The organism is Pseudomonas sp. DG56-2, assembly GCF_004803755.1.
GTDB lineage: Bacteria > Pseudomonadota > Gammaproteobacteria > Pseudomonadales > Pseudomonadaceae > Aquipseudomonas > Aquipseudomonas auratipiscis.
Genome location: NZ_CP032311.1, coordinates 1,393,396 through 1,413,308 on the forward strand (window position 1 = coordinate 1,393,396; position 19,913 = coordinate 1,413,308).

Sequence of the window (19,913 nt, forward strand, 5' to 3'; positions counted from 1 at the left end):
CCTCCAAATCTGCCGCGTATCCTAGCATCAACCCTCGACCAAGTTCTGCGGATTGCCTGCCGCCCAGCGGGTAATGTTGTCCAGCGTAGTTGTGGCAATGGCTGCCAGTGCTTCGCGGGTGAGGAACGCCTGGTGGGCGGTGACGATTACGTTGGGGAAGGTCAGCAAGCGCGCCAACACATCGTCCTGCAATGGCAGGTCGGAGCGGTCCTCGAAAAACAACTGGGCCTCCTCTTCGTAGACGTCCAGGCCCAGATAGCCCAGTTGACCGTCTTTCAACGCCTCGATCAGCGCTGGTGTGTCAATCAACGCGCCGCGACCGGTGTTGATCAACATGGCCCCCGGCTGCAACTGGGCAAGGCTTTGTGGGTTGATCAGGTGACGCGTCTGTTCGGTCAAAGGGCAATGCAGGCTGATGATCTGCGCCTGGCGCAACAACTCCGGCAGCTCAAGATAGGTGGCGCCCAACGCCAGCAACTCAGGGTTGGGGTAGGGGTCATACGCCAGCAGCTTGCAGCCGAAGCCGGCCATGATGCGTGCGAAGGTGGCACCAATCTGACCAGTGCCGACCACGCCGACCGTTTTGCCATGCAGATCGAAGCCGGTCAGCCCGTGAAGGCTGAAGTTGCCTTCGCGGGTGCGGTTGTAGGCGCGGTGCAGGCGGCGGTTCAGCGCCAGGATCAGGGCGACGGCATGTTCCGCCACGGCGTGCGGTGAGTAGGCCGGGACCCGTACCACTGCCAGGCCCAGGCGTTTGGCTGCGGCCAGGTCGACATGGTTGTAGCCGGCCGAACGCAGGGCGATCAGGCGAGTGCCGCCGTCGGCGAGGCGCTTGAGCACGTCGGCGTTCAAATCGTCATTGATGAAAGCGCACACCACTTCATGGCCGTTGGCCAGGGCTGCGGTGTCTTCAGTCAGGCGCGCCGGTTGAAAGTGCAGGTCCAGGCCGTGGCGTGCCGCAGCACTGGTAAAACTGTCCTGGTCGTAGGTCTGGCTACTGAAAAACAATACGCGCATGGAGTCATCCTGAGTCGATTGCGAACAAGTCTAACCGCGGGCGCCAGTGTTGAACTTGCTTTGGATCAGGCGCTCAGGCGTGCCTGGGCGGTCAGCCGCAGGATAGCCCGGTCCAGTTCGTCCAAGGCTCGCGGGGCTTCGGGGTCATTCTGTTTGAGCAAGGTTTCACTGCGTTGGCAGGCTGCGCGCAACTGTGGCACGCCGCAATAGCGCGAAGCGCCATTGAGACGGTGCACGCGCTCGATCATGCCGTTGCGATCCGCCGCTTCACGGGCGATGCGAATAGCCTCGCGGTCGGCCTCCAGGGATGCCAGCAACATGGCCAGCATGTCGGCGGCCAGGTCCGGCTTGCCCGCGGCCAGACGTAAGCCTTCTTCGGGGTCGAGAACCTTGAGTTCGCTGCTGTTGGCCATGCGCTCCGGTGTGCGCTCGTGGTTTGGCGCGCTGAGGTTCAAGCCGGTCCACTTGAGCACCACCTGGGCCAGTTGGCGCTCGCTGATCGGTTTGGTCAGGTAGTCGTCCATCCCGCTGTGCAGCAGCGCACGCTTTTCGTTGGCCATGGCGTGGGCGGTGAGGGCGACGATAGGCAGTGGCGCTCCACCTTGGCTGATCTCCCACTGGCGTATCTGTTCGGTGCATTCGCGACCATCCATGCCCGGCATTTGCACATCCATCAGCACCAGGTCGAAGCGTTCATCCTGAACCGCCTGCACTGCCGCGTAGCCGCTGTCGACCGCCAGCACTTCGGCGCCTAGATCCTCGAGCAAGGTTTGCACCAGCAGAAGGTTGGCCGGGTTGTCGTCGACGCAGAGCACTTTTGGTGATGGCTGGTCGCTGCTGGTTTTGGCTTCACTGTTGATGCGCCGTGGCTGCACCAGGTCCAGCAGGGCCCGGCGCAATTTGCGCGTGCAAGCAGGCTTGGCTTGGAGTTGGCCGTGGGCGTTGGGCAGATAAGGGTGGTAAAGCGCCTGCTCGGTGGTTGGACACAGCACCAGCGCCTGGCAGTCCAGGCGCTCCAGTTGTTGCACGTACTGCCCCAGGCGCTCAGGAGAAACGCTGTCCAGGTTTACGCCCATGACCGCCAGGGTAAAGGGTTCGCCGGCCATCCGTGCGGCTGCTACTGCGTGCAGCAGTGGGTCAATGGAGTTGAAGGCGGTAACGCGCAGGCCGCAATCTTCCAGTTGATGTTCCAGGGCCTGCAGCGCCAGTTCGTGGGCGTCGACTATCGCCACCCGACGGTCCACCAGCGATTGCAGCGGCAAGTCCTCGGCATCGTCGCGGGCCTTGGGCAGACGCAGGCTGACCCAGAATTGCGAACCTTCGCCTGGGGTGCTGTCGACTCCGATTTCACCGCCCATCTGTTCGATCAGGCGCTTGGCAATCACCAGCCCCAGGCCGGTGCCTCCCGGCTGGCGCGACAGGGAGTTGTCGGCCTGGCTGAAGGCCTGGAACAAGGCGCGGACGTCCTGATTGGTCAGGCCAATCCCAGTGTCCTGGACACTGATCCGCAGTTGCACGCTGTCTTCGTGCTCTTCTTCGAGCATGGCCCGGGTAACAATGGTGCCTTCGCGGGTGAACTTGATGGCGTTGCTGACCAGGTTGGTCAGGATCTGCTTGAGGCGCAGTGGGTCGCCCACCAATGACAAGGGGGTGTCGCGGTACACCAGGCTGACCAGCTCCAACTGCTTGGCATGCGCGGCCGGGGCCAGAATGGTCAGGGTGTCCTGGATCAGGTCGCGCAGGTTGAACGGTATGCTGTCGAGCACCAGCTTTCCTGCTTCGATCTTGGAGAAGTCGAGGATCTCGTTGATGATGCCGAGCAGGTTGCCGGCAGACTTCTCGATGGTGCCCAGATAGTCGTGTTGACGCGGCGTCAACTCGCTTTTTTGCAGCAGGTGGGTAAAACCAAGAATGCCATTGAGCGGGGTGCGGATCTCGTGACTCATGTTGGCAAGGAACTCGGACTTGATCCGGCTGGCTTCCAGGGCCTCTTTACGGGCCATGTCCAGTTCGATGTTCTGGATCTCGATGGTTTCCAGGTTCTGTCGAACGTCTTCGGTTGCCTGGTCGATACTGTGTTGCAACTCTTCATGCGCGTTTTGCAGGGTTTCGGCCATGCGGTTGATACCCGAGGCCAGCTCGTCCATCTCATAACTGCCCATCACCGGCAGGCGCTCTTCCAGGTTGCCGTCCTTGAGTTGGGTGACAGCGTGCTTGATCTCGCTGATGGGGCCATTGATTGCGCGGCTCATGCGCAGCGCCAGCAAGGCAGTGGCGAGCATGCCGAAGAAAATCAGCAACAGGCTGGTGAACAGGCTGCGGTAGCCGCGCAGCAGGGTGCCATCGTGGGACAGTTCGATTTCTACCCAGCCCAGCAGCCGATCAGCTTCGCTGGGAATGCGATCACCGGCCAGGTCGCGATGATGACCGAAGACGGGAAGCAGGTAGCGGGTTGCATCTTTACCCGAACGCTCGAGCATTTGTGTGCCGCCGCCGGAAGGCGCTTGATTGAGCATGGAGGGGCCGGCATGGGCAAGGTTGTTGCGGCCCGGATCGCGGAAAGCCACCGCACGTACATCCGGTTGTTCCAGCGCCTGGGCAGCAATACGCTCCAGTTGCGCCGGGTCGTGACGAACCAGAGCTGGGGCGACCAGCGGCGCGAGGTGCTCGGCAATCATTTTGCCGCGCTGCAACAGTTGGGACTGCAGCTCGTTCTGCTGCAGCCAGGTGAAATAACTGCCCAGCACCAAGGCCATCAGCCCAGCCGGCAATAAAGCTAACAGCAACACGCGGCTGCGAATTCCCAAACGATTCAGCACGCAACTCTCCTGTGCCTGGCAAGTGCTGTAGCCGCCCTCAGCACACGTTGTGCGGGCAAGACGGAAAAGTACCGCGCCTTCTCGCGCATTGCACCCATTTGTATCTACTTTTGACTCTGGGCAATTCGCCCACCTCAAATCAACCAGCAGTTGCGGGTTGCCTGTGCAAGACAATTGCTCAATAATCGCGCAATTGAGAATTACTAGCAGCAGCCAATGAATCCCGTAGCTATTAGCGAGTCCAGCATTCTTGCCATCGAGGACGATCCGGTCCTCGGTGCCCATTTGCACGAAGAACTGCAGCGTGGCGGCTTCAAGGTCACCTGGTGCAAGAATGGCCTGGATGGTTTGGATGCTGCGCGCGCGTCGCGTTTTGATGTCGTTCTGATGGACATTCTGCTTCCAGGTCTGAACGGCCTGGATGTGTTGGCCAAGTTGCGTGAAAAAAGTTCGACGCCGGTCATCATGATGTCGGCCCTGGGCGCAGAAGCGGATCGCATCAGTGGTTTTCAGCGGGGTGCTGATGATTACCTGCCCAAGCCGTTCAGCATGGTTGAGTTGCAGGTACGAATTGAAGCGATCCTGCGCCGCGTTGCTCTGGAACGCCGTCGCCAGCAGCCAGCTCCCACCCCGCAGGTCGGGGCGCTACAGTTCGACGAGCAGACCTGCGATGTGTGCTGCGACGATCGTTGGGCGGGCCTGACCCTCAGTGAATACCGCCTGCTCGACACTTTGCACCGCAGCCATGAGGAAGTGCTGAGCAAGGCCTTCCTCTATCAGCAGGTGCTGCAGCGTGGCTATTCCCGGCATGATCGCAGCCTGGACATGCATGTCAGCCAGATCCGCCGAAAGCTCAAGGCCATCGGTTACCAGGAGCGTGAAGTGCGCACTGTGTGGGGCAAGGGTTATGTGCTCAGTGCGGCAGAGGTCAACTGAATTGCCCAATCGCCACTCGTTGTTCTGGAAACTGGCCATTCTTCTGATCGGCTTTTGCCTGCTGATGATCGGTCTGAGCATGAGCTGGGGCCGTCATATGGAAACCCAGAATGCCTTTCTCTCCGATGACGCTCGTGCCACCTTGACCGGCTATGCCGCCGAGGCCGAGCAAGCCTGGGAGCAGGGCGGCCAGGCTGGGGTGGATGCATGGCTGGCCGAGATGGCCGACAGGGAAGATACCTGGATGGCAGTGCTGGGCGAGGATTTGCAGTCGTTGAGCAGCACACCGCTGCTGTCTGAGCAAAGCCGCAAGATAACCTTTTTACGTGGCATCGATTGGCCCGTGAGCCGACGGGTAATCGGCCTGCCATGGATGCGTGTACCGTTTGTGCAGCACCCGGAACGAGGGTTGCTGGTAGTGGAGTTGCCAGAGCGCCTGATGCCCGGCCAATACCGCCTGTTCTGGCAGTTCATCACCAATGGCGTGATCCCCGGACTGTTCACCCTGCTGCTGTGCGTCGGGCTGTATCGCATGTTGATCATGCCGTTGATCCAGTTGCGTGAGCAGGCCAATGCCTGGCGGGCGGATCGTTTGTCGGCGCGGGTCGCCAGCAGCACCACCAGTCGTCAGGACGAACTGGGTGAGCTGGGGCGCGCATTCGATGACATGGCCGAGCGGCTGCAAGGCACCGTCGCGTTGCAACAGCAGCTGTTGCGCGACCTTTCCCATGAGTTGCGCACCCCGCTGAGCCGCCTGCGCGTGGCCTGCGAAGGTGAAACCGATGCCGGGCAACTGCGTGAGCGCCTGGGGCGCGAGGTCGATTGCATGCAGCGCCTGGTCGAAGACGCCCTGCAGTTGGCCTGGCTCGATACCGAGCGCGCGCCGATGAGCAAGGAGCCGATCCAGATCCAGGCGCTGTGGGAAATGCTCGCCGAAGACGCCTGCTTCGAAAGCACGTGGCCGTCATCGCAATTACGTTGCGATGTTGGTCCCGCGTGCTGGGTGCAGGGCAACCTCAATAGCCTGGCCCAAGCCTTGGAAAACATTCTGCGCAATGCCATCCGCCACTCGCCGGCCAATGGTGTGATTCGCCTGGGTGGTCAGCGCCAGGGCGAGCACTGGCTGCTGTGGCTGGAAGACCAGGGTGGCGGTGTGGCCGAGGGCGAACTTGAACGGATCTTCGCCCCCTTCGCCCGCCTGGATGGCTCGCGCCCTGGAGACGGCGGCTTCGGCCTGGGCCTGAGCATTGCGCGCAACGCAGTCGTGCGCCAGGGCGGACGCCTATGGGCGCAGAACACAGGCCAAGGCCTGCGCCTGAACTTCCAGCTCCCCGCCTCAGCCTGAAGTTTATAGCTTTCCGGCATAAGCCCAGTACATTGCGTGATATGGACAGGGCACTTTTGCCGGTATGATAGGCGCCCCCGCAGTCTGGATTGCGAACTACGCCATGACCTTGCAGTACCCAACCATCGCCGATTGCGTCGGCAACACGCCTCTGGTCCGCCTGCAGCGCATTGCCGGTGAAACCAGCAACACCCTCCTGCTCAAGCTTGAAGGTAATAACCCGGCAGGTTCGGTCAAGGACCGACCCGCGCTATCGATGATCACCCGAGCCGAACTGCGTGGGCAGATCAAGCCAGGCGATACGTTGATCGAAGCGACCTCGGGTAATACCGGCATCGCCTTGGCCATGGCGGCGGCGATCAAGGGTTACAAGATGATCCTGATCATGCCCGACAACTCCAGTGCCGAGCGCAAGGCAGCGATGACCGCCTATGGTGCCGAGTTGATTCTGGTCAGCAAGGAAGAAGGCATGGAAGGCGCCCGCGACCTTGCCGACCGTCTGCAGGCCGATGGCCGTGGCCTGGTGCTGGACCAGTTCGGCAACGGTGACAATCCAGAAGCGCACTATGTCAGCACAGGGCCCGAGATCTGGCAGCAGACCCAGGGCAGCATTACTCATTTCGTCAGTTCCATGGGTACCACCGGCACCATCATGGGCTGCTCGCGTTACCTCAAGGAGCAGAACCCGGCCGTGCAAATCGTTGGCTTGCAGCCGATGGAAGGCTCGGCGATTCCGGGCATCCGCCGCTGGCCGCAAGAATACCTGCCGAAAATCTACCAGTCCGATCGCGTTGATCGCGTGGTCGACATGGCGCAGGTCGAAGCAGAAGAAACGACGCGTCGGCTGGCGCGAGAAGAGGGCATTTTCTGCGGCGTGTCCTCGGGTGGTGCAGTGGCGGCGATGTTGCGCCTGTCGCGTGAACTGGAAAACGCCGTGATCGTGGCGATTATTTGTGACCGTGGCGACCGTTACCTGTCGACCGGCATTTTCGACGCGGCGAACTGATGTCCAAAAGTAAACGCAACAGCGGTCTGCGCTTCCAGCCGACCGGCGGCAGCCGTGCACCACAGATTCCTACGGGAAAAAAGCAACGCCTGCGCATTGAGCGCCTGGCGGGGGATGGCCGTGGCATCGCCTTTTTCGAGGGGCGTACCTGGTTTGTCAGTGGTGCGCTTGCCGAAGAAGAGGTTGAGGCCCGGGTCCTCAATACCCATGGCAAGGTCGTCGAGGCACGCCTGGAGCGTGTTTTCAATGCCAGCCCGGACCGCCGCGAAGCGCCGTGCAAGCATTTCGATCGGTGTGGCGGCTGCAACCTGCAGCACTTGGCCCACGCTGATCAGTTGAACATCAAGCAGCGCTTGCTCGCTGAGCAGTTGCAGCGGGTGGCCGGTGTGGTACCCGAGCAATGGGTCGCGCCGTTGACCGGACCTGAGTTCGGTTACCGGCGTCGGGCGCGCGTTGCGGTGCGTTGGGACGTCAAGGCGAAGAAGCTTGACGTCGGCTTTCGTGCCGAGGCCAGCCAGGACATCGTCGCCATCGAAGAGTGCCCGGTACTGGTACAACCCTTGCAGTCGATCATGCGTCACCTGCCAATGCTCTTGCAGAGTCTGAGCAAGGCGCAGGTGATTGGGCATGTCGAATTGTTCAGTGGCACGGCGTTGGCCTTGCTGGTGCGCCATACCGCTGCACTGGCTGAGGGCGACCAGGCGCGCTTGCAGGCATTCTGCAATGAGGCAGGTGTACAGCTATGGTTACAAGGCGAGGGTGAACCTTCGGCTGTCGAGGCAGGTCAGACCCTCGGCTTTACCCTGGCACCCTGGAATCTCGAGCTTGCCTACCGGCCTGGAGATTTCGTGCAGGTGAATGCCGAGGTCAACACCGCGATGATCGAGCAGGCGCTGCAATGGCTGGCGCCAAAGGCTGACGAGCGGGTGCTGGATTTGTTCTGCGGCCTGGGCAATTTCGCCCTGCCGCTGGCTCGGCAGGCACGTGAAGTGGTGGCAGTGGAAGGTGTACAGGCAATGGTCGAGCGAGCAGCGGCTAATGCACGAAGCAACAATTTGCATAATGTGCAGTTTTTTCAGGCCGATTTATCGCAGCCATTGTCCGCCTCTGGCTGGGCCGCTGGGGGCTTTTCTGCGGTACTCTTGGATCCACCGCGAGACGGTGCTTTCGAGGTGGTGCGAAAAATCGCAGACCTCGGTGCGAAGCGTCTTGTATATGTATCGTGCAATCCGGCAACCCTGGCCCGCGACACGCTCGAGCTGGTCAGGCAGGGTTACCGGTTAAAATGTGCCGGGATTCTCGACATGTTTCCTCAGACGGCGCATGTCGAAGCCATGGCGTTATTCGAAGCGGGCTAGCGGGACTGGCGCGTCAGGCGCTGCACCTCGGGTCCGGCAGGGGCAGCACCAGTGATTTCAAGCGCATCGTGAATGCGCTGTAGGGAAAGGTAAACAAAGATGGTACAGGTGAGAGTACACCAGCCGGTCAACACCGACGGCAGTATCAATCTCGAAGCATGGCTGGATCATGTGGTGAGCGTCGACCTGGCGCTGGACCGTGAAGCGCTTAAAGAGGCTTGCGAGTTCGCTCAGGAAATCGAGAAAAAGGGCAACCCGGCCAAGCATTCCTGGGCTGACGGAACCTCGAGTTTCCAGGCCGGCCTGGAAATTGCCGAAATCCTTGCCGACCTCAAGCTCGACCAGGACTCCCTGGTCGCTGCGGTTATCTACCGTGCCGTGCGTGAAGGCAAGGTGACCCTGGCCGAAGTCGGTCAGCGTTTTGGTCCAGTGGTGTCCAAGCTCATCGACGGCGTGCTGCGCATGGCCGCTATCAGCGCCAGTCTCAGCCCACGTCAATCGCTGGTACTGGGTTCGCAAGCGCAAGTCGAGAACCTGCGCAAAATGCTCGTGGCCATGGTCGATGACGTGCGCGTGGCGCTGATCAAGCTGGCCGAACGTACCTGTGCAATTCGCGCGGTCAAGGGTGCTGACGACGAGAAGCGCAACCGTGTCGCCCGCGAAGTTTTCGATATCTACGCGCCCCTGGCGCACCGCCTGGGTATCGGTCATATCAAGTGGGAGTTGGAGGACCTGTCCTTCCGCTACCTGGAGCCCGATCAATACAAGCAGATCGCCAAACTGTTGCATGAGCGGCGCCTGGACCGTGAACGCTTCATCAGCGATGTGATGAACCAGCTGCAGAACGAACTGCTGGCCACCGGGGTCAAGGCCGATATCAGCGGCCGAGCCAAGCACATCTATTCGATCTGGCGCAAAATGCAGCGCAAAGGCCTGGAGTTCAGCCAGATCTACGACGTGCGAGCGGTGCGTGTACTGGTTCCGGAAATGCGCGACTGCTACACCGCGTTGGGGATCGTGCATACCCTATGGCGGCACATCCCCAAAGAGTTCGATGACTACATCGCCAACCCCAAGGAAAACGGCTACCGCTCGCTGCACACTGCCGTTATTGGTCCTGAAGGCAAGGTGCTTGAAGTCCAGATCCGAACCCATGCCATGCACGAGGAAGCCGAACTCGGCGTGTGTGCGCACTGGCGTTACAAGGGTACCGATGTCAAATCCAGCTCCAACCATTACGAGGAGAAAATTTCCTGGTTGCGTCAGGTGTTGGAGTGGCACGAAGAATTGGGCGACATCGGCGGCCTGGCCGAGCAGTTGCGGGTGGATATCGAACCGGACCGGGTGTATGTCTTTACCCCGGACGGGCACGCCATCGACCTGCCCAAAGGTGCTACGCCGCTGGATTTCGCCTACCGGGTGCATACCGAGATCGGTCACAACTGCCGTGGCGCGAAAATCAATGGGCGGATCGTGCCGCTCAACTACAGCCTGCAGACTGGCGAGCAGGTCGAGATCATCACCAGCAAGCACGGCAATCCGAGCCGCGACTGGTTGAACTCCAACCTGGGTTACGTCACCACCTCGCGGGCGCGGGCCAAGATCGTCCACTGGTTCAAGCTACAGGCGCGTGACCAGAACGTCGCGGCCGGTAAAACCCTGCTCGAGCGCGAGCTCAACCGTTTGGGACTGCCGCAGGTGGACTTCGAACGGTTGGCGGAAAAAGCCAATCTCAAGGCCGCCGAGGACATGTTCGCGTCGCTCGGGGCTGGCGATTTGCGTCTGGCGCATCTGGTCAACGCGGCGCAGCAACTGGTGGAACCGGAGCGCAGCGGGCATATCGAGTTGGTGCCACGCAAAGCCACCGGCTACAAGCCGGGCAAGCGCGGCGATATCCAGATCCAGGGCGTCGGCAACCTGCTCACGCAAATGGCCGGTTGCTGCCAGCCATTGCCGGGAGACGCGATTGTCGGCTACATCACCGTAGGCCGTGGTGTAACCATCCACCGTCAGGATTGCGCCTCGGTGCTGCAACTGGCCGGGCGTGAACCGGAGCGGATTATCCAGGTAAGCTGGGGGCCGGTACCGGTGCAAACCTATCCGGTGGATATCATCATTCGTGCCTACGACCGCCCAGGCTTGCTGCGAGATGTCTCCCAGGTATTGCTCAACGAGCGAATTAACGTTCTGGCGGTCAACACCCGCTCGAACAAGGAAGACAACACGGCGCTGATGTCGCTGACTATCGAGATTCCTGGCCTGGATGCCCTTGGGCGCCTGCTGGGGCGGATCTCGCAGTTGCCGAACATCATCGAGACGCGGCGTAACCGTACGCCTTGAGACTGTCATCGCGCAGCCCGCCCCGCAGTGTGGGGGCGGGCTAGCCTCGCGAAGGCCCCAGCAGAGAGCACCGATGTATACCCTAGACGACCTGCTTCACCTCATGGCCCGACTGCGTGACCCGCAGCACGGTTGCCCATGGGATTTGAAGCAGACCTACGCGACCATCATTCCCTATACCCTGGAAGAAGCCTATGAAGTGGCCGACGCGATCGAGCGCGGCGATTTCGAGCACTTGCAGGGGGAGTTGGGCGACCTGCTGTTCCAGGTCGTCTATTACAGCCAGTTGGCCCGTGAAGAAGGGCGATTCGAATTTGCCGGGGTAATCGACAGCATTACCCGCAAGCTTATCCGTCGTCACCCTCACGTGTTTCCCACCGGCGAGCTGTACGCGTCATTGGATACGCCAAAGCTCGACGAGGCCGAGGTCAAGCAGCGCTGGGAGCAGATCAAGGCTCAGGAGCGCGCCGAAAAAGGCGTTCCCGAACAGCTGTCGTTGCTTGACGATGTGCCGGCCGCCTTGCCAGCGTTGTCCCGGGCCGCCAAGCTGCAAAAGCGTACGGCCCAGGTCGGCTTCGATTGGCCCGATCCTTTGCCGGTGCTGGACAAGGTTCGAGAAGAACTCGACGAAGTGCTGCAAGCGATGGCCGACAATGACAGCGAGGCGTTGGCCGATGAACTCGGTGACCTGCTGTTTGCCACGGTCAATCTGGCCCGGCATTTGAAAGTCGACCCGGAAAACGCCTTGCGCGGCGCGAATCAAAAGTTTGAACGACGTTTCCGTTTTATCGAGCAGGCATTGCGCGACAGTGGGCGTCCGATTGAAGATTGCACCCTAGAAGACATGGATGCGCTTTGGGGCGAAGCCAAACGTCAGGAAAAGAACCTGCCCAGCTGCGGCTGAGTAGACGCACATAAGTGAGTGAACGATGAGCCTTTCCCTTCGTGACCAATTGCTCAAAGCCGGTCTGGTTAACCAGAAGCAGGTCAAGCAGGTCAGTAAAGAGCAGAAAAAACAGAAGCGCCTGGAGCATAAGGGCCAGGTCGAAGTTGACGATACCCAGCAGCGGCTGGCCAAGGAAGCCATGGCCGAGAAAGCCAAGCGCGACCAGGAACTGAACCGCCAGCAGCAGGAGAAAGCCGAGCAGAAGGCCCGTGCCGCCCAGGTCAAGCAATTGATCGAGGTGTCGCGCCTGCCTAAGTTGACCACCGAGGACTACTACAACTTCGTCGACGACAAGAAGGTCAAGCGGCTGTCGGTCAATGCCCTGATGCGCAGCAAGCTGAGCAGCGGCTCACTGGCCATCGTTGCCCATGGTGGGGGGTACGAGGTTATCCCGCGCGAAGCGGCACTGAAGATCCAGGAGCGCGATCCCAAGCGTATTGTCCTGCTCAACACTCAGGTCGACGAGCCGGATGCCGATGATCCTTACGCAGCCTATGTGATCCCTGATGATCTAATGTGGTAAACACGACAAACCCCGCCTTGGCGGGGTTTGTTCTTTCTGCAGGCTATTCCTGCTGCCGCCTGGCCTCCAGGCATTCCAGTTCGATTCGATAGTTATGGGCTTCATGCTCGGTATGGAACATGCCTACCAGTTCGCCTTGTTGGTGCACATCCCAGATGCGTACACCCGCAGCCAGGACTTCGTAGGACATTCTGTTGTCGTCGTGCTCAGTTACTTTGACAGTCATCTGCAAACTCCGATTCAGTTACCTGCGGCACCTTGTCGCAGGTCTCTTTTATAGAGTTTGTTAGCTGGCTACGTAAATGCTTGGCGCATGAAACATCTTTCATGCAGGCGTCTAATCGCTCGCGTAAAAAAAAGAAACCCCGCACCGGGCGGGGTTTCAGCGTAACCAGCAGCAGGGCGATAAATCAGTTGCCCTTGACCGCCTTGCCGTCAACCGTACCGTCCTGCAGCACGATTACGTACTCTTTACCGTCGGTCTCGACCTGGCGTAGTTGTACCAGCAGGTAATCCCAGTCTTTGGCAAACCACAGCTCGGTGATGCGCTTGCTCTGGCTTGGATCGCGTACGCGCTCGACCTTGATGGCTTCGACCTGACCGGTCTTGGTGGTGACTTTTTCGGTACCCAGGACGCGGAAGTCATAGGTGTCGATCTCGTCGCCATCGACCACTTGGTAGCTGACGCTCTTCTTGCCGGCGGCCACATCGTGTTGCAAGGCCAGTTGGTAGGTGGACTTGTCCAGTACGCCGCGGTTAAGCGGCAGCTTGACTGCATCACCACGGTCGGAGCCGGTAATGAGCTTGCTGTTCCAGTCGAAGTCGAGGTCGACCTTCTTGGCTTTGCCCAGGCCGCCACGTTCGAAGTGGTAGGTCTGTGGCAGCAGCGTGTCCTTGTCCAGGCGCAGGGTACTTTGCTCGGTCAGGCTGGCGATCATCATCGATGCCTTGAAGTTGAGGCTCCAGGTACCGTTGGCGTTCTTTTCCAGGCTGCGTTCAGCGGTGCCGCTCATTGGCAGCTGTTTCCAGTCGGCGGTGTAGCTGGCCGAGAATGGCTTCAGATCGGCTGCCTGAAGTGGCAGTGCGAGCACGGCAAGTGCGAAGAGCAGGGCGCGACGCATATTATCTCCTAGGGTCGAATCAAGTGGCCGCTGGCCGCCAGGGGCTGGCCATCCAGTAGAGCACCGTGCTCGCCCAGGCGCAAACGACCTTCGGCAAACCAGCGCACCGCCAGCGGGTAAATCTGATGTTCCTGGCGGTGAACCCTTTGCGCCAGGCTTTCCGGTGTGTCGTCCAACTCTACCGGTATTACTGCCTGTACGACCAGCGGCCCGCCATCGAGTTCCTCGGTAACGAAATGCACGCTGCAGCCATGCTCGCCGTCACCGGCCTCGAGGGCGCGCTGATGGGTGTGCAGACCTTTGTACTTGGGCAATAGCGATGGATGGATGTTCAGCAGGCGGCCGTGATAATGGCGTACGAATCCTGCGCTGAGGATGCGCATGAAACCGGCCAGTACCACCAACTGCGGCTGGTAGCCATCGATCAGTTCGACCAGGGCCGTGTCGAATGCCTCGCGACCGTCAAAGGCCTTGTGGTCGAGCACGGCGGTATCGATACCTGCATCGCGGGCGCGCTGCAGGCCATAAGCATCGGCACGATTGGAAATGACCGCGCGGATTCGCACCGGGCTATCGCCGGTGCGAACGCTGTCGATCAAGGCTTGCAGGTTACTGCCGGTGCCAGACAGCAGCACCACAACGTCACAAGTCTTGCTTGGCATCAGTGCGCCTTGACGTTCTTCAGCTCGACCTGGGCAGCGCCTTCGGCGGCAACGCCGATCTGGCCGATAACCCATGGCTGCTCGCCAGCTTCACGCAGAACGTTCAGGGCGGTTTCGACCTGGTCCTGGGCTACGCAGATGACCATGCCAACGCCGCAGTTGAGGACGCGGTGCATTTCGTGCTCGTCGACGTTGCCTTTTTCCTGCAGCCAGTCGAACACCGCTGGGCGTGCCCAGCTGGCGACGTCAACAACGGCCTGGGCGCCTTTGGGCAGCACGCGTGGGATGTTATCGAGCAGGCCGCCACCGGTGATGTGGGCCATGGCCTTGACTGCGCCGGTATCTTTGATCAGCTTGAGCAGCGGCTTGACGTAGATGCGGGTCGGCGCCATCAGCAGTTCGGTCAGCGGTTGGCCGTCGAGCTGGATGTTTTCGATATCGGCACCCGATACTTCGATGATCTTGCGGATCAGCGAGTAACCGTTGGAGTGCGGGCCGGAAGACGGCAGGGCGATCAGTGCGTCGCCAGCGGCAACCTTGGAGCCGTCGATGATTTCGGCTTTTTCCACTACGCCGACACAGAAACCAGCCAGGTCGTAATCTTCGCCTTCGTACATGCCAGGCATTTCTGCGGTTTCACCGCCAACCAAGGAGCAGCCTGCCAGTTCGCAGCCAGCGCCGATGCCGGTTACCACGGTGGCAGCAACGTCAACGTTCAGCTTGCCGGTGGCGTAGTAGTCGAGGAAGAACAGCGGCTCTGCACCGCAAACGACCAGGTCGTTGACGCACATGGCGACCAGGTCCTGGCCGATGCTGTCGTGCTTGTTCAGGTTCAGGGCCAGGCGCAGTTTAGTGCCCACGCCATCGGTGCCGGAGACCAGAACCGGCTGTTTGTAGCCAGCCGGGATCTCGCAGAGGGCGCCAAAGCCGCCCAGGCCGCCCATGACTTCCGGGCGCGCCGTGCGCTTGGCAACGCCTTTGATGCGTTCGACCAATGCTTCACCGGCGTCGATGTCTACACCGGCGTCCTTGTAGCTCAGGGAGGGTTGCTTGCTCATGATCCAGGCCTTTAGGGGGGAGGGATTCAGGGGAATCGACCGTGACCTGCCAGGCATAGCGCAGGGTAATCCTGCTACCTGACCGTCGCCGGTCTGCGAAGGCGCGCGATTTTATCAGGGTTGCCCCGTAGCGGCCATCCTCAGGCCGACGGGCAGGGCCCAGATCAGCTAAAAAAATCGTCTTTAACCGTGTCCGACTGGTTGCCAGGGCGCAGGCTGTATAAGGTATAGCAAAGGCTATTCGATGAAATCGGGCGCAGTGGCTGAATGTTTTGCACGGTGCTGCGGTCATAGCCACGTTCTTCTATAAGCATCGCTTCTTTATTACCAGGACAGGAATCCTCCATGCGTTTGCGTAATTACCTGACCATTGGCTGTCTTGCCTTGTTTGCATGCTCGGCCCAGGCCGAAACCGTCTCTAGCCTTTATCAGGTCCGCGAGCCGGTCGATGGCCAGGGCGCCGAAGCCCGCGCCCAAGCTACAAGCAAAGCCCTGGACACCCTCGTGTTGCGCCTGACGGGCGACCCCAAGGCACCACAGAGTCCGGCCTTGGCCGGGTTGCGCAAGGATCCGCAACAAATCATCAGTCAGTTCGGTTTCGAAGCTGGGCCACCGGAGACCGTACTGGTGGATTTCGATCCGGGTACCACCGAGCGTACCTTGCGTCAGGCGGGTCTGGCACTGTGGGGCAACAACCGCCCCTCGATCCTCGGCTGGTGGCTGAATGACAGCGTTGAAGGCTCAAGCCTGGTCGGCGATGGCCAGGGCAGTGCCGAGCCGTTGCGCCGTGCGGCCCAGCACCGCGGCCTGCCATTGCGTCTGCCGTTGGCGGACCTCAATGAACAATTGGTGGCAACGGCCAAGAATCTTGAAGGTGCCGATCCTGCGCCACTGCGCGATGCATCCGAACGTTATGGCGCTGATGCGCTGCTGGCCGTTCATGCCAGCGAGGCCGATGGCAAATGGCAGGGCATCTGGCGCCTGTGGTTGGGGGACCAGCGCGAACAGGGCAAGGTCGAGGGCGCCGATCAGGCTGCATTGGCAGATGCCGTAATGCTTGCGGTGAGCAATCGCCTGGCGCCGCGTTTTGTCGCCCGCCCCGGTGCCAGCAGCGATATGCAAGTGCAGGTCCAGGGGATGAACCTGGCTCGCTATGCCGAGCTGGGCCGGGTGCTGGAGCCCTATGGTGCACGCCTCAATCAGGTCGACGGCGATACCCTTACTTACCAGGTGACCGGCAACAGCGATCAGTTGCGTGCCCAGCTCGGTCTGGCCAAGCTCCAGGAGCTGCCCGCCGAGGCGCCGGTACAAGCGCCAGTTGCCGATCCAGCCACTCAAGCCACTGCGGCTAATCCGGCAGCAGCTCAGGCCGCTGCCCCTAAACCGTTCAATGGCCTGCGTTTTCGCTGGTAGTACCGAGGTTGTCCATGACTGATATGCGTCGCTGGGTCTGGCTGGGCGTAGCGCTGCTGTGCGCAGCCTTGTTGTACTGGCTGCACCCGATCCTTTCGCCTTTTCTGGTAGGCATCATGCTCGCCTACCTGGCGGACCCGCTGGTCGATCGCCTGGAGCGTGCCGGAATGTCCCGCACCTGGGGCGTGGTACTGGTCTTTACCCTGTTTACCTTGCTGCTGACGTTGTTGTTGCTGGTGTTGGTGCCGATGCTGGCCAAACAATTGATACGACTCTACGAGCTGGCGCCGCAAATGCTCGACTGGCTGCAGCATGACGCGCTGCCCTGGGTGCAGACGCGACTGGGGCTGGCCGACGGGTTCTGGAAGTTCGACAAGATCAAGGCTGCCATTAGTGGCCATATGGGGCAGACCACCGACATCGTCGGGGTCATTCTGTCCCAGGCCACGGCGTCAGGCCTGGCGTTGCTGGGCTGGTTGGCCAATCTGGTGCTGATTCCGGTGGTGAGCTTCTATCTGCTACGCGACTGGGACTTGATGATGGCCAAGATCCGCCGACTGTTGCCGCGCCAGCGTGAGGAAAGGGTGGTGGCACTGGCCGCGGAGTGCCATGAAGTGCTGGGCGCTTTCGTTCGCGGTCAACTGCTGGTGATGCTGGCGTTGGGCATCATCTACGCTTCTGGCCTGATGTTGGTCGGCCTTGAACTGGGCCTGTTGATTGGCTTGCTGGCGGGGCTGGCAGCGATCGTGCCGTACATGGGTTTCATCATCGGCATCGGCGCGGCAATGATTGCCGGCTTGTTCCAGTTTGGCGGTGATCCTTATCCGCTGATGGGCATCGCTGCGGTCTTCATGGTCGGCCAGGCGCTGGAAGGCATGGTCCTGACGCCGCTGCTGGTGGGCGACCGTATCGGCCTGCACCCAGTGGCGGTGATTTTCGCCATTCTGGCCGGCGGTGAACTGTTCGGATTTACCGGGGTGCTGTTGGCGTTGCCGATGGCCGCGGTAATCATGGTGTTGCTGCGCCATGTCCATGATCTCTATAAAGAGTCGGACATGTATGCGGGCGAGATCGACCCGGAGCTCTAGCTTAATGGCCAAGGGCTTTCATCGATTATCAGGCGTCGATGCAAGCCTTTGATTTTACTTGTGGTCCGCGCTGATTGTGCGACCGGCGCCACGGGTATAAACTTTGCAGACTTTTCACAAAAGGCCCCTTGTGGTTCTTCGGAACTGCCCAGCCAGCATGAAACCGATCCAGTTGCCCTTGGGTGTGCGTCTGCGTGACGACGCCACCTTCATCAACTATTACCCGGGTGCCAACGCCGCAGCATTGGGCTACGTTGAGCGACTCTGCGAAGCCGACGCCGGCTGGACCGAAAGCCTGATTTATCTCTGGGGCAAGCAGGGCGTGGGGCGCACCCATTTGCTCCAGGCGGCCTGCCTGCGCTTCGAGCAACTGGGCGAACCCGCCGTATACTTGCCGCTGGCACAACTGCTCGACCGCGGTGTCGAGCTACTGGACAACCTCGAACAATACGAACTGGTGTGCCTCGACGACCTGCATGTCATTGCCGGCAAGCCAGAGTGGGAAGAGGCCATGTTCCACTTGTTCAACCGCCTGCGCGATAGTGGTCGGCGGTTGTTGCTGGCAGCCTCCAGTTCGCCTCGCGAACTGCCGATCAAGCTGGCAGACCTCAAGTCGCGCCTGACCCTGGCGCTGATCTTCCAGATGCGTGCGTTGTCCGACGAAGACAAACTGCGCGCCCTGCAACTGCGTGCCTCACGGCGTGGCTTGCACCTCACCGATGAGGTCGGGCACTTCATTCTCACCCGCGGCACCCGCAGCATGAGTGCGCTTTTCGACTTGCTCGAGCGTCTGGATCAGGCCTCGTTGCAGGCTCAACGCAAGCTCACCATCCCGTTTTTGAAAGAAACCTTGGGCTGGTAAGGCAGGGTCTAGAGCCTCGGCACATAAAAGTCACATTTTTTTCGATTGAATTTGCAAATCGACCCGATAGAAGGCATAGTTTCCCCCTCTTTAAATTCCAGACACGGTCGTGCCCATGCTAAAGCGCTTCGCACCCCTCGTGCCCCTCGCACTTGTGACCCTGCTTTTCGGCTGCGCAGCGCATAGCCCTGTTTCGCAGCAGCAGGTTGAGCAACCGGTTAGCGCCCAGCTTTCCAGCCAGTCCTCCCTCTCTTCGGTATTCGAAGAAGAAATGGCGACTGAAGAAGAGCTGCAAGACTTCGCCAGCAGCAAGCCATACCAGCTGCCAGCCCTGGCAGACAACATTCTTGAGCGTGGTATGTCCCTGATCGGTACCCGTTACCGTTTTGGCGGCACCTCCGAGAACACCGGTTTTGATTGCAGCGGTTTCATCGGTTACCTGTTCCGCGAAGAAGCCGGCGTGAACCTGCCGCGCTCTACCCGCGAAATGATCAACGTGAAGGCCCCGCTGGTTGCACGTAACAACCTCAAGCCGGGTGACCTGCTGTTCTTCAGCACCAACGGTCGCGGTCGTGTAAGCCATGCCGGGATCTACCTGGGGGATGACCAGTTCATTCACTCCAGCAGCCGCCGCAGCGGTGGTGTACGTATCGACAAGCTCGGTGATCGCTACTGGAGCAAGACCTTCATTGAAGCCAAGCGCGCCTTGGCCATGGCACCGACCGCGACCACCATCTCGCGCAACTGATCATGAACCGTTGCGGTATCACGGCGACGTAGCTGAAAAGCTCGTCGCCGTGCGTATTTACAGAAAGCGTCTAATCTAAATTCTCAACTATTTCCGGCCTAACGCCGGACGGCCTCAGACAGGATGTTCTGATCATGGCGATGAAGGCGCGCTTCGCTCTATTTTCCCTGCTGGCACTGCTCGGTGCCTGCTCTAGCCATGCTCCGGCCCCTAAAGTGGTCGAGCCCGTTGTCATGGCCCCTCAAGTGTATTTCTCCCCCGTTGCCGAAGATGTTCTGTTCCGCGCCCTGGGCCTGGTCGGTACGCCTTATCGCTGGGGCGGCAACACGCCGGATGCCGGTTTTGACTGCAGCGGCCTGATTGGCTACGTCTATCGTGATGCTGCAGGCATTGCACTGCCGCGTACCACGCGCGAAATGATCGGTATCCGTGGGCCAAGCATCGAGCGCGGCGCCCTGCAGTCCGGAGATCTGGTGTTCTTTGCCACCAGTGGCGGCGCTCAGGTCAGCCATGCTGGCATCTACGTCGGCGAAGGCCGCTTCGTTCACGCCCCCTCCGCTGGTGGCACGGTGCGCCTGGACTACCTGTCCAACAGCTACTGGAACAAGGCGTACCTGAATGCCAAGCGGGTCATTGTGCCTGCTCACCTGGCCCGCAACCCCTGACCTGTC

General features: G+C 60.5%; 18 protein-coding genes. 12 read left to right on the top strand and 6 right to left on the bottom strand.

The genetic code is table 11. The annotated features are described in order from the left end of the window. Positions 1–27 precede the first annotated feature (27 nt). Together D3Z90_RS06525 and D3Z90_RS06530 are read right to left on the bottom strand one after the other, a co-directional pair. Positions 28–1,017 (bottom strand): 2-hydroxyacid dehydrogenase, encoded by a 990-nt coding sequence (locus tag D3Z90_RS06525; protein ID WP_136474970.1) that lies wholly within the window; start codon positions 1,015–1,017, stop codon positions 28–30. Positions 1,018–1,082: 65 nt separating this feature from the next. Next, positions 1,083–3,836 (bottom strand): response regulator, encoded by a 2,754-nt coding sequence (locus tag D3Z90_RS06530; protein WP_136474971.1) that lies wholly within the window; start codon positions 3,834–3,836, stop codon positions 1,083–1,085. A 216-nt stretch (positions 3,837–4,052) separates the two neighbouring features. Here D3Z90_RS06530 and D3Z90_RS06535 point away from each other — a divergent pair, with 216 nt between their 5' ends. The 7 genes from D3Z90_RS06535 to D3Z90_RS06565 all read left to right on the top strand — a co-directional run bounded on the left by D3Z90_RS06535 (position 4,053) and on the right by D3Z90_RS06565 (position 12,290). Next, a complete protein-coding gene (locus D3Z90_RS06535) occupies positions 4,053–4,772 on the top strand; it encodes a response regulator transcription factor (RefSeq protein ID WP_136474972.1) in 720 nt (239 codons plus the stop codon). Continuing rightward, complete coding sequence (locus tag D3Z90_RS06540) at positions 4,744–6,117, top strand: cell wall metabolism sensor histidine kinase WalK (RefSeq protein ID WP_136474973.1); 1,374 nt, start codon at positions 4,744–4,746, stop codon at positions 6,115–6,117. The genes D3Z90_RS06535 and D3Z90_RS06540 overlap by 29 nt, the downstream gene beginning before the upstream one ends. A gap of 103 nt (positions 6,118–6,220) precedes the next feature. Next, on the top strand, positions 6,221–7,123 hold the full coding sequence (gene cysM, locus D3Z90_RS06545; protein WP_168198439.1) for a cysteine synthase CysM: 903 nt from the start codon (positions 6,221–6,223) through the stop codon (positions 7,121–7,123). Next, entirely contained in the window at positions 7,123–8,481 is a 1,359-nt protein-coding gene (gene rlmD, locus D3Z90_RS06550) for a 23S rRNA (uracil(1939)-C(5))-methyltransferase RlmD (RefSeq protein ID WP_136474975.1), read from the top strand. The genes cysM and rlmD overlap by 1 nt, the downstream gene beginning before the upstream one ends. A gap of 99 nt (positions 8,482–8,580) precedes the next feature. Then, positions 8,581–10,821, top strand: a complete 2,241-nt coding sequence (gene relA, locus D3Z90_RS06555; RefSeq protein WP_136474976.1) for a GTP diphosphokinase — start codon at positions 8,581–8,583, stop codon at positions 10,819–10,821. Positions 10,822–10,894: 73 nt separating this feature from the next. Then, complete coding sequence (gene mazG, locus D3Z90_RS06560) at positions 10,895–11,725, top strand: nucleoside triphosphate pyrophosphohydrolase (RefSeq protein ID WP_136474977.1); 831 nt, start codon at positions 10,895–10,897, stop codon at positions 11,723–11,725. A gap of 25 nt (positions 11,726–11,750) precedes the next feature. Then, entirely contained in the window at positions 11,751–12,290 is a 540-nt protein-coding gene (locus D3Z90_RS06565) for a DUF2058 domain-containing protein (RefSeq protein WP_136474978.1), read from the top strand. Between the two features lie 43 nt (positions 12,291–12,333). On the opposite strand, the gene D3Z90_RS06570 is transcribed toward D3Z90_RS06565, so the two are convergent. From D3Z90_RS06570 to purM, 4 genes are all read right to left on the bottom strand, one after another. Further along, the gene (locus D3Z90_RS06570; protein ID WP_136474979.1) at positions 12,334–12,516 is read right to left on the bottom strand and encodes a hypothetical protein; all 183 of its coding nucleotides are present in this window, start codon (positions 12,514–12,516) and stop codon (positions 12,334–12,336) included. Between the two features lie 184 nt (positions 12,517–12,700). After that, a complete protein-coding gene (locus D3Z90_RS06575) occupies positions 12,701–13,411 on the bottom strand; it encodes a DUF3108 domain-containing protein (protein ID WP_136474980.1) in 711 nt (236 codons plus the stop codon). An 8-nt stretch (positions 13,412–13,419) separates the two neighbouring features. After that, positions 13,420–14,073, bottom strand: a complete 654-nt coding sequence (gene purN / locus D3Z90_RS06580; RefSeq protein ID WP_136474981.1) for a phosphoribosylglycinamide formyltransferase — start codon at positions 14,071–14,073, stop codon at positions 13,420–13,422. Further along, the gene (gene purM, locus D3Z90_RS06585) at positions 14,073–15,131 is read right to left on the bottom strand and encodes a phosphoribosylformylglycinamidine cyclo-ligase (RefSeq protein WP_136474982.1); all 1,059 of its coding nucleotides are present in this window, start codon (positions 15,129–15,131) and stop codon (positions 14,073–14,075) included. The genes purN and purM overlap by 1 nt, the downstream gene beginning before the upstream one ends. A gap of 345 nt (positions 15,132–15,476) precedes the next feature. On the opposite strand from purM, the gene D3Z90_RS06590 reads away from it, so the two are divergent. The 5 genes from D3Z90_RS06590 to D3Z90_RS06610 all read left to right on the top strand — a co-directional run bounded on the left by D3Z90_RS06590 (position 15,477) and on the right by D3Z90_RS06610 (position 19,907). After that, the gene (locus D3Z90_RS06590) at positions 15,477–16,544 is read left to right on the top strand and encodes a DUF2066 domain-containing protein (protein WP_136474983.1); all 1,068 of its coding nucleotides are present in this window, start codon (positions 15,477–15,479) and stop codon (positions 16,542–16,544) included. 14 nt (positions 16,545–16,558) lie between these two features. Next, a complete protein-coding gene (locus D3Z90_RS06595; RefSeq protein WP_136474984.1) occupies positions 16,559–17,632 on the top strand; it encodes an AI-2E family transporter in 1,074 nt (357 codons plus the stop codon). Positions 17,633–17,789: 157 nt separating this feature from the next. After that, positions 17,790–18,494 (top strand): DnaA regulatory inactivator Hda, encoded by a 705-nt coding sequence (gene hda / locus D3Z90_RS06600; RefSeq protein WP_010220358.1) that lies wholly within the window; start codon positions 17,790–17,792, stop codon positions 18,492–18,494. 115 nt (positions 18,495–18,609) lie between these two features. Then, on the top strand, positions 18,610–19,242 hold the full coding sequence (locus D3Z90_RS06605) for a C40 family peptidase (protein WP_136474985.1): 633 nt from the start codon (positions 18,610–18,612) through the stop codon (positions 19,240–19,242). A 134-nt stretch (positions 19,243–19,376) separates the two neighbouring features. Then, the gene (locus D3Z90_RS06610; protein WP_136474986.1) at positions 19,377–19,907 is read left to right on the top strand and encodes a C40 family peptidase; all 531 of its coding nucleotides are present in this window, start codon (positions 19,377–19,379) and stop codon (positions 19,905–19,907) included. Positions 19,908–19,913: the final 6 nt, after the last annotated feature.